This is a genomic window from Pseudomonas sp. p50(2008) (assembly GCF_015351605.1).
Taxonomy (GTDB): domain Bacteria; phylum Pseudomonadota; class Gammaproteobacteria; order Pseudomonadales; family Pseudomonadaceae; genus Aquipseudomonas.
This window is the reverse complement of the sequence record NZ_JACMYF010000001.1, coordinates 1067990-1080541: the sequence shown is the minus strand read 5'-3', so window position 1 is coordinate 1080541 and position 12552 is coordinate 1067990. Positions and strand designations below refer to the sequence as shown.

Below are 12552 nucleotides of genomic sequence, written 5' to 3'. Positions count from 1 at the left end.
ACATGAGCCTGCTCAAACAGATATTCCGGGCGCCTGTGAGTGCCAAGTTCGGCCTGCTGGTCATCGTCCTGTACATCCTCGTCGCGCTGTTCGCGCCGGTACTGGCGCCCTATGGCGAAACCCAGGTGGTGGGCGAAGGTTTTGCGCCCTGGAGCAGCCAGTTCCTGCTGGGCACCGACAACCTCGGTCGCGACATGTTGAGCCGCCTGCTCTACGGTGCGCGCAACACCCTGGGCATCGCCTTCCTGACCACGACGCTGGCGTTCCTGCTCGGCGGCTTGAGCGGGTTGATCGCAGCGATCAAGGGCGGTTGGGTGGATCAGGGATTGTCGCGGGTGGTGGACATCCTGATGGCGATTCCGCAGTTGATCTTCGCCTTGCTGATCCTCAGCGTGGTTGGCACTACCGCCACGTCGCTGGTGCTGGTGATCGCCCTGCTGGACGCCACTCGGGTGTTCCGCCTGTCACGGGCAGTGGCGATGAATGTGGTGGTGCAGGACTTCGTCGAAGCCGCGCGCCTGCGGGGTGAAGGCCTGTGGTGGCTGGTGACGCGCGAAGTGTTGCCCAATGCCGCCGCCCCCTTGATTGCCGAATTCGGCCTGCGATTCTGCTTTGTGTTCTTGTTCATCAGTGCGCTGTCCTTTCTCGGCCTGGGTATTCAACCACCGACCGCCGATTGGGGCAGCATGGTGCGCGACAACGCGGTGCTGATCACCTTCGGCGACATCAGTCCATTGCTGCCAGCCCTGGCGGTGGCGTTGATCACGGTCAGCGTGAACTTCGTCGTTGACTGGATGCTGCATAAATCCAGCGGCCTCAAGGAGTGCTGAACATGACCACGCTCAACAATGAAAAGCCGCTGCTGGAAATACGAGATCTGCACATCGAAGGTCATTACGAAGATGCGTGGCATCCGCTGATCAAAGGCATCGACCTGACCCTGCAACGAGGTGAAGTGCTGGGGCTGATCGGCGAGTCGGGTGCCGGCAAGTCGACCCTCGGTCTGGCCTCCATGGGCTACACCCGGGACGGTTGCAGGATCACCGGCGGCTCGGTGCATTTCGATGGCATCAACCTGCTGCAAGCCAAACCTGAAGCCCTGCGCAAATTGCGTGGCTTGCGCATCGCTTACGTGGCGCAAAGCGCGGCGGCGTCGTTCAACCCGGCCCATCGACTCATCGACCAGCACGTCGAAACGGCAGTCAAGAACGGCGGCATGAGCCGGGCACAGGCCATGGCGGAAGCGGTGGAGCTGTATCGGGTACTGCGTTTGCCCAACCCCGAACAGATCGGCCAGCGGTATCCGCACCAGGTCTCCGGCGGGCAGTTGCAGCGGGTGATGACGGCTATGGCGATGGCGTGCCATCCGGACCTGATCATCTTCGACGAGCCGACCACTGCCCTCGACGTCACCACGCAGATTGAAGTGCTGGCGGCCATTCGCGATGCCGTGGCGACCTTCGGCAGCGCGGCGATCTACATCAGCCACGACCTGGCGGTAGTAGCGCAAATGGCCGACCGCATCATGGTCCTGCGTCACGGCAAGCTGGTCGAAGAAGCCGAAACGCGCACCATGCTCGCCGATCCTCAAGAGGACTACACCAAATCGCTGTGGGCAGTGCGCAGTTTCCACACCGAACCCAAGCCATGCCCGCAGCAGGAAAAACCGCTGCTGGAATTGCGCAAGAGCTGCGCCAGTTACGGCCATCAACCGGTGCTGCACGATGTCTCGTTGAGCCTGTATCGCGGCCAGACCCTGGCGGTCATCGGCGAGTCCGGCAGCGGCAAGAGTTCCACCGCACGGCTGATCACCGGCCTGCTGGCGCCGACTTCAGGCCAGGTGCTGTACGACGGCGAAGTGCTGCCGGCGGACTTTCGTCAGCGCAGCAAAGAGCAACTGCGCCGCATCCAGATGATCTACCAGATCCCCGATACGGCGTTGAATCCGCGTCAGCGCATCGTCGACATCATCGGCCGACCATTGACGTTTTACCTGGGCCTCAAAGGCAAGGCGATGCGCGCGCGGGTGGCCGAGTTGCTGGAAATGATCGAACTCGATCCGGCGACCTTCATGGAGCGCCAACCCCGGGAGTTGTCCGGCGGGCAGAAGCAACGGGTGTGCATCGCCCGCGCGTTGGCGGCCGATCCGCAGCTGATCATCTGCGACGAAGTGACGTCGGCGCTGGATCAACTGGTGGCCGAAGGCGTGCTCAAACTGCTCAACCGTATTCAACAGCAATTGGGCGTCTCCTACCTGTTCATCACCCATGACGTCGCCACCGTACGGGCGATCGCCGATGAGGTGCTGGTGATGCAGCGGGGCAGGGTGGTCGACCACGGTTCGCGCAGCGCGATTTTCACGCCGCCACACAAGGATTACACCGGGCTGCTGTTTTCTTCCGAACCGCAAATGGACCCCGACTGGCTTGACCGGTTACTGGCCTCGCGGGCGGAGCTCGCAACCCCCACACTCTCTTCCAACACCAAGCTTGAAAGCGTTTAAGGAACTGCCATGAAAGTACTGATCGTTCACGCTCATCCGGAGCCGAACTCCTTCACCGCCGCCCTGCGTGACCAGGCTGTCGCCACCCTCCAAGCCCAAGGGCATGAGGTCAAGGTCAGTGACCTGTACGCGATGAACTGGAACCCGGTAGCCAGCGCCGAGGACTTTTCCTCGCGGGAAAACCCGGACTACCTGGTCTATGCCCTGGAGCAACGTCTGGGCGTCAAGAGCCAGTCGTTGGCGCCGGACATCCAGCAGGAACTCGACAAGCTGCTGTGGGCTGACCTGCTGATCCTCAACTTCCCGATTTTCTGGTTCTCGACCCCGGCGATTCTCAAGGGCTGGATCGATCGCGTGCTGGTGTCCGGCGTTTGCTACGGCGGCAAGCGCTTCTACGATCAGGGCGGCTTGAGCGGCAAGAAAGCGCTGGTGACCGTTACCTTGGGCGGACGCGAGCATATGTTCGGCGACGACGCGATTCACGGTCCGCTGGAAGACATGCTGCGCCCGATCCTGCGCGGCACGCTGGCGTACGTCGGCTTCGACGTCCTGCAGCCGTTCGTGGCCTGGCATGTGCCGTACATCAGCGACGACGCCCGCAAAGGGTTCTTGCAGGATTACGCGCAGCGCCTGGAGCACTTGAGCGATGAACAACCGCTGACGTTCCCGCGTCTGTCGCAGTTCGATGAGGCGCTGTACCCGCTGCCTGTTTGAGTTGAGCACGCCCAGGCTGTCCAGTCCGCATGGACAGCCTGGGCGTTGATTCTGCCCGGTCAAGAGACGCTCTTCGGGTTACCGAACCCCCGGTAAATGGCCAAAACCCCTGCTGTTTCGCCCTTGCGTCACACTTTGTGCTCCTGCTTAATACGGGTCGGCTCCTGAAGGTCGAGACCCCGTCGACGGCCTTCGATTGAATAACAATCACAAAATGGGCAATCACTTGACCTATCAGCATGGAACGCACCTGGGCGAGCATCTGGAGCTGTCGCTTGTCATCCCGGTTTTCAATGAAGCCGCCACCGTCGATTTGTTCATTGCGCGAATCACTGACGTCTTCAAGGCGGAGGCGCTGGTGAGCCTGGAAATGGTGTTCGTCAATGACGGCAGCACCGACACCACCCTGGAACTGCTCTTGCAGCGCCAGAGCACGGACCCACGCATACGCATCGTCGACCTGAGCCGTAACTTCGGCAAGGAAGCGGCGTTGACGGCCGGTCTGGAGGCCGTCACCGGCCAGGTCGTGGTGCCCATCGACGTCGACCTGCAGGATCCTCCCGAAGTCATTCTCGAGATGATCGCCCGTTGGCGCGAAGGTTACGAAGTCGTGCTGGGCCATCGTGTGAGCCGTCGCAACGACTCCTGGGCCAAGCAGACGTCGGCCAACTGGTTCTACCGACTGCACAATAAAATCTCCGATCAGCCGCTTCCGGAAAACGTCGGTGACTTCCGGTTGATGGACCGTTGTGTGGTCGAGGCCTTGCAGACGTTGCCCGAATCCCGACGCTTCATGAAAGGCCTGTTTGCCTGGGTCGGGTTTCGCACCACCCATGTCGACTACGAGCGACCGGAACGAGTGGCGGGTGAGAGCAAATTCAACGGATGGCGCTTGTGGAACTTCGCCCTGGAAGGCATCACCAGTTTCAGCACTGATCCGCTCAAGGTCTGGACTTACCTCGGGATGTGCGTCTCGCTGGTGTCATTTTCGTTTGCCATTTTCATTGTGCTGCGCACGCTGTTTACCGGCGTCGATGTACCGGGCTACGCCTCGCTGATGGTGGCCGTCACCTTTCTCGGCGGCTTGCAATTGATCGGTATAGGCGTGCTGGGTGAGTACCTGGGCAGAACCTACATTGAATCTAAACGCCGCCCTGTTTATCTGGTGCGCCGCGTCTATGACGCCAAGGACTGACCATGGATCTCAAGGAAACCGACATCCTCGGTTCAAGCATCGACCAACACTGGTATTACTGTTCAAAAGCCCGAGCGACCCGCCAATGGTTGGGCAGCACGCCGGTCAGGAAAATTCTCGATGTGGGGGCCGGTTCCGGGTTTTTTACTCATCATTTGTTGACGCATACAGCGGCCATCGAAGCCTGGTGCGTGGACATCAGCTATGACACCGACTCAGACGCTATCACTGCCGGTAAACCGGTGCACTATCGCCGCTCGATTGACGCCGTCGATGCTGATCTGGTGCTGCTGATGGATGTTCTGGAGCACGTCGACGACGACGTCGGACTGCTCAAGGCCTATGTCGAGAAAGTCCCGTCGGGCAGTCGTTTTCTGATGACCGTGCCGGCGTTCCAGTTTCTATGGAGCGGGCACGATGATTTTCTCGAACATAAACGCCGCTACACCCTGACCCAGTTCGAGACGGTGGCCAGGGACGCCGGGTTGACCGTGAAGCAGGGCGCGTACTACTTCGGGTTGGTGTTTCCGCTGGCGGCGACGCTACGGTTGCTGTCCAAAGGCGCGCAACCTTCGACGCCTCGCTCTCAGCTCAGTCAGCACCATCCGCTGATCAATGGTGTGTTGAAGTCTCTGTGCTCGCTCGAACTGCCATTTATGAAGAGCAACCGTCTGGCGGGGTTGACGGTGTTCGTTCTGGCGCAAAAGCCGTGACAGCCGCCGAAAAATCCGCATTGATCCAGCGCGGTCTGCGCTTTGCCGTCACCGGATTGTTCGTGACCGCACTGCATGCACTGGTTGCCGTGCTGTTCATCAACTATGTGCTGGCTCAGCCGCCGCTGGCTAACGGCGTGGCGTTTGCCGTGGCGACCGTGGTGTCTTACCTGATCAACACCTCCTGGAGCTTTTCCGCCCGACTGCATGGCCGTTCATTGCTGCGCTTCATGACAGTCTCTGGAGCAGGATTCCTGCTGGCGATGTCGGTGGCTTGGGCCGCGCAGATGGCCGGGTTCAATTATTTGCTGGGGATCGGTGCAGTGGCGCTGACCATTCCGGCATTCACTTTTGTCATGCACAACTTCTGGACGTATCGATGAAGGATTCCGCTAAACGCTTGGCGACCACCCTATTGCCACTGTTGATAGGGGTCTTGGCCTTCTTCATTGTGATTGGCCCCAGAGCTTTGAATCCTCAAAACATTGCCTGGCTTGGAAACGGCGATCCCGCTACTCATTACCTGGGATGGTTGTTTTTCAGTCAGTCGCCCTGGTCCTTTCCCATAGGCCTCAATCCGACCTATGGGCTGGAATTGGGGAATGGCATCATTTTTTCTGATTCCAATCCGTTGCTGGCTTTTCTGTTCAAACCCTTCGCGTCGCTGTTGCCGGAGCCATTCCAGTATTTCGGCATCTGGTTCATGGCCTGTTTCGTCTTGCAGGCTTGGTTCGCATGGAAACTGGTGGGGTTGATTTCTCTGCACTCAGGCTTGCGCGCTGTCAGCACAGCGTTGTTTCTCTTTGCGCCTCCGATGATCATGCGCTTGCCGTTCCATTTGTCCCTGGGCGGGCATTTTCTGGTGCTGGCGTCGCTCTATCTGGCACTGCATCCGCAGCTGCGTCATCGACGTTTAGCCTGGAGTGCATTGCTGGCCTCGTGTGCCTTGATCCATGCGTACTTCCTGGCGATGGTCGCACTGATCTGGATTGCGGATCTGATAGCTGGATATCTCAAGAAAAAACTGACGTTACCAGCAGCAGTGACGGAGTTTTTCCTGCTGTTTGCGCTGGTCAGCCTTTGCTGCTGGCAGGCAGGCTATTTTTCGGTTGGCAGCGACGGGGCAATTTCCGAAGGTTTCGGAATGTATGCGTTGAACCTGCTTTCATTGATCGACCCAGGACAGTGGTCGTATCTGCTGAAGGACCTGCCCGGTGTTCAAGGATTCGGTGATGGAGAGGCGTTTGCTTTTCTGGGGCTCGGGATATTGACGCTGGGCATCTGTGCGCTGGTTGGTCTGCTGCAGGGGCATACCGGTTTTCTTCAGCGATTGGGGCGGTGGCCAGTTTTGCTGCTGGCTTTGGCGGGGTTGAGCCTGTTCTCGATTTCCAATCACGTTGCTCTGGGGGCGTTGGACTTTACCTTTCCATTACCGCCGGAACTCATCGCTGTCGCCAATATTTTCCGAGCCTCGGGACGAATGTTCTGGCCGGTCTACTACGCGATTATCTTCGCCATTATTTTTCTGGTGATCAGAGCCAATACACCGCGTACGGCCTTCATCTTACTGTCACTGGCGTTGCTGATTCAGGTTCTGGACACCCATGCAGGTTGGGTAAACGTTCGCAAACAGCTGATGGTCAAGCCTGCTTCGACCTGGGTATCGCCAATGGTCGATCCCTTCTGGAAAAGTGCCGCGGACCATTACCAGAAAATTCGCTGGATTGTTCCGCAGAACCTCTCCCCACACTGGATGGCAGTGACGGCATTTGCCGGCGCCCATGGTCTGGCAACGAACGCTGTTTATCTGGGCCGGATGGATACTGCCAATTGGAAGAAAACCGAGCAGGAGACGGCTCGTGCAATGGCGACGGGAAAGTATGACGCTGACTCGCTGTACCTGCTCGATGATCGCGCGCTACTCCAGGCGGCGATAAACGTTGACACCTCAAAGGACCTCTTAACCAGGATTGACGGGTTCACAGTCCTGGCTCCGGGGTGGAAGCAATGCAGTGCCTGCCTGAAAGAGACCCCTCAAATAAACCCGGTCGAGTTGCTTCCAATCCTTGAGCCTGAACAAAAAACGTCATTCGCGTGGGGCAGTGAAGGAAGAGTGTTTCTGTCCAGGGGCTGGTATGACTCCGAAACCTGGGGTGCCTGGTCCGAAGGAAGCGAATCTGAAGTGATGTTCCGGGTAACAAAGCCCGTGACGTCCTTGCGTCTGGAGACGACAGCATTCCTGCCTCCCGGGCATTCCAGTCAGCGTGTGGTCATCAGCGTGAATGGCATGCCGGCCTTGACGACCCAGCTTACGCAGTCCGATAACAACATTATCGATGTGCCCCTTCCACCCGAAGTACAAGAACGGGTGTCAAAACAGGGATTCTTGAAAATGAACATGCAGTTTGCCGATGTGGCCAGCCCTGAACAGTTCGGATTGGGGGCGGATGCGCGCGAATTGGCGATCGGGCTGAAGACCTTGACGATCTATTGATGGTGGGTCCACGTAGACGCCCTCGGCGCGCCTTTCTACACTGCCGGAATGATTTGGGGACGGGGGCAATGGATGAATCGCAATGAGCTACGCAAGGCCGACATCAATCTGATGGTGGTGTTCGAGACATTGATGCTCGAGCGCAACGTCACCCGGGTCGCCGAGAAGCTGTTTCTCGGCCAGCCGACCATCAGTTCGGCACTCAACCGTCTGCGGGCCATGTTCAACGACCCGTTGTTCATCCGCGTCGGTCACCGCATGGAGCCCACGGCGCGTGCCGAAGAGTTGATCAAGTACCTTTCGCCGGCCCTGGATTCGCTGTCGATCGCCCTGAGCCTGACCCACGATTTCGACCCGGCCATCAGCACCATGACCTTCCGCATCGGCTTGTCCGATGACGTTGAGTTCGGCCTGTTGCCACCGCTGTTGCGAGCCTTGCGCCAGGAAGCACCGAAGGTGGTGTTCGTGGTTCAGCATGTCGATTACTGGCGCATTCCCGACCTGCTGGCGTCTGGTGACATCACCGTCGGTATCAGCCAGACCCGCGGCCTCCCGGCCAATGCCAAGCGCAAATTGTTGCGGCACATCCAGCCCAGCATCTTGCGCGCCGATGCCTCCGACACACCGCTGACCCTCGATGAATATTGCTCACGCCCTCATGTGCTGGTGTCCCACACCGCCAACGTCAGTGGCTACGCCGATGAATGGCTGGCAGAGATCGGGCGTACCCGTCAGGTCGTGCTGTCCGTGCCGCAATACAGCGCGCTCCCGGCCTTGCTGGCCGGCACCGACCTGATCGCGAGTTTGCCGGACTACACCGCCGAAGCCATGGCGGCATCCGGACTCTTGTTCAAAGAGCCTTTCCCGTTCAAGACACCCACCCTGGACCTGTCGATGGTGTGGCTCAGCCACGTCGACACCGACCCCGCCGAACGCTGGCTGCGCAAGCGTCTGGAAACCTTCATGAGCGATCGGGACCTGATACCTACCCCGCCTTGAGTCGGACAACTCTGTGATATACGTAGGACCTTTCCGCCACCCTTCAGGAGCACCGTCATGCCCCACCTGCACATGGAATACACCGCCAACCTGCCAGGCCTGAACGCCGATGTGGCCCTGATCCGGCTCAACAACGCGCTGGTGGGGTCCGGTCAGTTTGCCTCTGAATTCGACATCAAAAGCCGCGCGGTGAAGGTCGAGACGTTCAAGGTGGGCACGGCAATGGGTGAGCGAGCGTTCGTGCACGTGAAGCTCGCGCTGCTCAGCGGACGTTCGCCGCAGATCAAGCTGCAATTGTCCGAGAGCCTGCTGGCGGTGGTGCAGGATCTGTGTGAATGGCCGGCGGGGGTGGAAGTGCAGGTGTGTGTGGAGATTCTGGATATTGATCGGGAGTCGTATACCAAGACGGCTATCACCCTCTAAGCCTGTTGTTCAGCGCATGCCCGGACGATTTGCTCGCGTAGCCAGCGATTGGCGTTGTCCTGATCAACACGCTGACACCACTGCATATCAAGGCTGAACCCCGGTAACCCTGACGGGGTTTCGCAGACAGCAAATCCCGACTCACTCGCCAGCAATTGCTGTATGCGCCGGGGCAACGTCACGACGAAGTCAGTCCCGGTGATCATCTTCAACGCCGCGCCATAGCTGTTTGCGCGCGCAACAATCTGCCGTTTCTGCCCTTGTTGCGCCAACCAGCCATCGATCATGTTGGTGGTGGACGTCCACGGCGTAGGAAACACATGCCGGCGTTCGACGAACTCGTCCAGGCTCAAGCGCGATTGGTTGCGTGCAGAGCGACTATCAACGACACACACCAGATCATCTTCCAGCAAGGTCTCGGATCTGAAGTCGCCGTGGCTGCGATGAAAGTCCGGGCCGAAGCACGTCACCAGGTCGAGGCTGCCGTTACGCAGGGCTTCAACCGGAATGTCGCTGTCGAACTTGTGCATGTTGACCATCACCGGCCAATCCGCGGAAGCAAAACGCTTCAACAGCCGAGGCAGGATCAACTGCTCGAAGTATTCCGGTGCGCAAAGGTTGAACGTGACGGGTTGCGATGTCGGGTCGAAGGTGGCGTCGCCGGCGTGGCACAGGTTGATGTGTTCCAGGATCTTCAGCACGTGCGGGTACATGCGGTCGGCTTTGTAGGTGGGGTGCATGCCCGTGCGGGTGTTGACGAACAACTCGTCATCGAAACTGACCCGCAGTTTTTTCAGGCAGTAACTCACTGTCGACTGGCTGACGCAGAGGGTTTCGGACACGCCGGTGACGTGGTTCTGCTCATACAGGGCGACGAACACCATGAAGTCCTGCGTGTCGAGCTTTCTAAGCGCGTTACTGTTGAGCATCCATTGCCTCTCGCTGCGTGTCCTGCACTGGCGGGCGCATGACTGTGCGAAAGATCCTAACGGAACGATGGAGTCAGGTGAACGCTTTGTCCGAATTCAGCTGTGAGCGGCGGCTGGACAGCAACAACGCCAACATGCCAGCGGCTACCAGCACTGCACCGACGATTTCCTGGGGCAGCGGCGACTGACGCAGCCACAACCAATGGAAGAGCGTGATGAACAGTGTGCTCAGGTAAATGTAGGAAATGACCGAGGAGGGCGCGATGACGCCGATGGCCCGGTGCAACAGCCAGAAGGTGGCGAGGGTGGCGAACAGCGCCAGGTAAATGAGCCAGTAAAGGTCGTTGAAGGTCAGCAATGTCGCCGTACGCCAGCCACCGCTGAAACCGCAAAATGCCAATAAAAATACGGCGCCGAACAGCATGTTCCAGAAGGTCATGGCCACCGGCCCGCGCCCCTTCAGATTGTTGGCCTTGAGCCGTTGACTCAGGGGTGAGTAGAGCGCCATCGCCAGGCACCCCACGCCATACACCAGCATCGCGTAGAGCGACGGCCATTCGCCGGGACCGGACCCCTTGAGCACCAGCAACACCGCGCCGCCGGCCGCTATCAGCATCGGCAGTACTTGGCGTTTCTGGCGCTCGTCGGGCATCAATACGGCTTCAAACAGCAGGGTCAGCAAAGGCACCAGGGTGTACATCGTTCCGGTATTCACCGCCGAGGTGTAGCGCAGCGCTTCGAACAGCGAACCGAAATACACCGCCAGCAACAAGCCGAGCGCGGCATGGCTGATCAGTCCTCGGACGGTCATGGCGGTGTCGCCCTTGAACAGCAACAGCGGCAGGAACACCACGGCGCAGAGCAGCAGGCGCAGGGCGGTGAGCAGGATCGGGTCGATGGCCTGACTGACCTGCGCCGCCGCGGAAAACGAGCCTGCGATCAGCAGCGCCCAGAGCAGCATGCCGAGGTGGGCGCTGGCGAAAGGATGTTTCATGCAGGTGCTCCCCGGTCAGTGAATGTGGCGGGCGTAATGCCGCGGATCGAAACGTAGGACCATCAGAATCATCAACGCCATGACCCCCGTCAGCGACCACCAGGCCCATTCGAAACTGCCGAGCTGATCGCGGATCAGTCCGGCGATCAGCGGTGACAGGCCGGCGATCAGGTAGCCGATGCCTTGTACGAACGCGGTCAGGCCACCAGCGCGCTGGGGGCTGTCCAGGTGATCCATCGACACGATCAGGCTCATCGGGAACAGCCCGCCGATACCCAGCCCCAGTAGGCAGGGCCACAGCAGGCTCAGGTGTTGCGGGCTGAGGATCAGTCCACAGAAACCGGCCATGATCAGCACCAGCAACACCACCAGCACCAGGCGTCGGTCACGACTGCGGTTGGCAATGGCGGGCGTCACCAGGCCGGATATCACTTCCATGGCGGTGAGGAATCCCAGCAGCAATCCGGCGTTTTGTTCGCTCCAGCCTTTTTCCACGTAATACGGCGCCAGCCAGGCCAGCACACAGGTGTAGGAAGCCGTGCCGAGGCCGAAAAAGATGGCGAGTAACCAGGCGCGGGAATTGCCGAAAAAGGGGGCATTGCTGGAGGGTTTCGATTCCAGCGGAGGACTCTGCGCGGGCTGTGCAATCCAGAACAGCAATGCCACCAGCGCCAGTACGGCCCAGATCGCCAGGCCCATGCGCCAGCTGCCAGTGCGCGCCATCACCAAGGGTGCAAAGGAGGCGGCGATGGCGGCGCCGCCCATGATCGAGGTGACGTAGAGGCCCATGCACAGGGCAACGTTATCGCGGAAACGGGATTTGATCAGCGCCGGCATCAGCGCCTGGATCAAGGCGATACCGACGCCTGCAATCACGGCACTGAGGATCAGTTGCGCCGCAGAATCGAGGAACAGGCGTGACGCGGTGGCCAGGCCGATGATCAATAACGACAGCACCACCGTGCGCTGCTCGCCCAGTCGCTGGCTGACTTTGATGCCGAAGAACATGGCCAGCCCCATCGCCATCACCGGCAGCATGGTGAGTAATGACGCCAGGCTGAAACTCAAGTCGATGTCGCCGCGAATGGCTGACAGCAGAGGACCGATGGCGGCCATGGAAGGGCGCAGATTAAGGGCGACGAGGACAATGCCCAACATCAGCAAGACAGCGGGGCGGGTGATTGCGCGAACGTGTTCCATCAATCGGACCTTGAGTGAAAGGAAACGATTAGGCGCGCGAGGGCCGAAACGCCGCAAATCAGAAAGTCCGCACCACTATTTAAAAACTAAATACCCCGTGTGAAAACACCACCGCCCATGAAAAAAACACCGTCTATCAAAACACCACCGCCCATGAAAACAACACCGTACCTGTAGCAGCTGCCGAGCCTGCGAGGCTGCGTCCGGCTGCGAAGCAGTCGCAACCCAGGTGACGCGATCCACCTGAATGACGCATCGTCTGATTTCACGACTGCTTCGCAGCCGGACGCAGCCTCGCAGGCTCGGCAGCTGCTACACAAAGCCACGACGCCCCAAAGCCAAAACGTCATAACGCCAAAACGCCATAACGCAGGCTCGGCAGCGGCTA

At 59.4% G+C, this 12552-nt stretch carries 12 protein-coding genes; 9 read left to right on the top strand and 3 right to left on the bottom strand.

Annotation, left to right across the window (positions count from 1 at the left end; all coding sequences use genetic code 11):
* Positions 1 to 2 precede the first annotated feature (2 nt).
* The 9 genes from H7698_RS04850 to H7698_RS04810 all read left to right on the top strand — a co-directional run bounded on the left by H7698_RS04850 (position 3) and on the right by H7698_RS04810 (position 9041).
* Positions 3 to 830 carry an ABC transporter permease gene (locus H7698_RS04850; RefSeq protein WP_162436948.1) on the top strand — a complete coding sequence of 276 codons (828 nt, stop codon included), beginning with the start codon at positions 3 to 5 and terminating at the stop codon, positions 828 to 830.
* A gap of 2 nt (positions 831 to 832) precedes the next feature.
* Entirely contained in the window at positions 833 to 2503 is a 1671-nt protein-coding gene (locus tag H7698_RS04845; RefSeq protein WP_194690741.1) for an ABC transporter ATP-binding protein, read from the top strand.
* A 9-nt stretch (positions 2504 to 2512) separates the two neighbouring features.
* Complete coding sequence (locus H7698_RS04840; RefSeq protein ID WP_194690740.1) at positions 2513 to 3217, top strand: NAD(P)H-dependent oxidoreductase; 705 nt, start codon at positions 2513 to 2515, stop codon at positions 3215 to 3217.
* A gap of 214 nt (positions 3218 to 3431) precedes the next feature.
* On the top strand, positions 3432 to 4412 hold the full coding sequence (locus H7698_RS04835) for a glycosyltransferase family 2 protein (RefSeq protein WP_194690739.1): 981 nt from the start codon (positions 3432 to 3434) through the stop codon (positions 4410 to 4412).
* 2 nt (positions 4413 to 4414) lie between these two features.
* Positions 4415 to 5125, top strand: coding sequence for a class I SAM-dependent methyltransferase (locus tag H7698_RS04830; protein ID WP_194690738.1), 711 nt, complete (start codon positions 4415 to 4417; stop codon positions 5123 to 5125).
* Positions 5122 to 5508 carry a GtrA family protein gene (locus H7698_RS04825; RefSeq protein WP_162436944.1) on the top strand — a complete coding sequence of 129 codons (387 nt, stop codon included), beginning with the start codon at positions 5122 to 5124 and terminating at the stop codon, positions 5506 to 5508. The genes H7698_RS04830 and H7698_RS04825 overlap by 4 nt, the downstream gene beginning before the upstream one ends.
* Entirely contained in the window at positions 5505 to 7619 is a 2115-nt protein-coding gene (locus H7698_RS04820; RefSeq protein WP_194690737.1) for a DUF6311 domain-containing protein, read from the top strand. Before H7698_RS04825 ends, H7698_RS04820 begins: the two co-directional genes overlap by 4 nt.
* Positions 7620 to 7691: 72 nt before the next feature.
* On the top strand, positions 7692 to 8618 hold the full coding sequence (locus H7698_RS04815) for a LysR substrate-binding domain-containing protein (protein WP_194690736.1): 927 nt from the start codon (positions 7692 to 7694) through the stop codon (positions 8616 to 8618).
* A 57-nt stretch (positions 8619 to 8675) separates the two neighbouring features.
* Entirely contained in the window at positions 8676 to 9041 is a 366-nt protein-coding gene (locus H7698_RS04810) for a 5-carboxymethyl-2-hydroxymuconate Delta-isomerase (protein ID WP_194690735.1), read from the top strand.
* Here the strand turns inward: H7698_RS04810 and H7698_RS04805 are convergent.
* The 3 genes from H7698_RS04805 to H7698_RS04795 form a co-directional block, all read right to left on the bottom strand.
* Positions 9038 to 9970: a LysR family transcriptional regulator gene (locus tag H7698_RS04805; protein WP_194690734.1), complete on the bottom strand. Its 933-nt coding sequence runs from the start codon at positions 9968 to 9970 to the stop codon at positions 9038 to 9040. The genes H7698_RS04810 and H7698_RS04805 overlap by 4 nt on opposite strands.
* A gap of 73 nt (positions 9971 to 10043) precedes the next feature.
* Positions 10044 to 10964, bottom strand: coding sequence for a DMT family transporter (locus H7698_RS04800; protein WP_194690733.1), 921 nt, complete (start codon positions 10962 to 10964; stop codon positions 10044 to 10046).
* Positions 10965 to 10979: 15 nt separating this feature from the next.
* Positions 10980 to 12164, bottom strand: a complete 1185-nt coding sequence (locus H7698_RS04795; RefSeq protein WP_194690732.1) for a cyanate transporter — start codon at positions 12162 to 12164, stop codon at positions 10980 to 10982.
* Positions 12165 to 12552 lie beyond the last annotated feature (388 nt).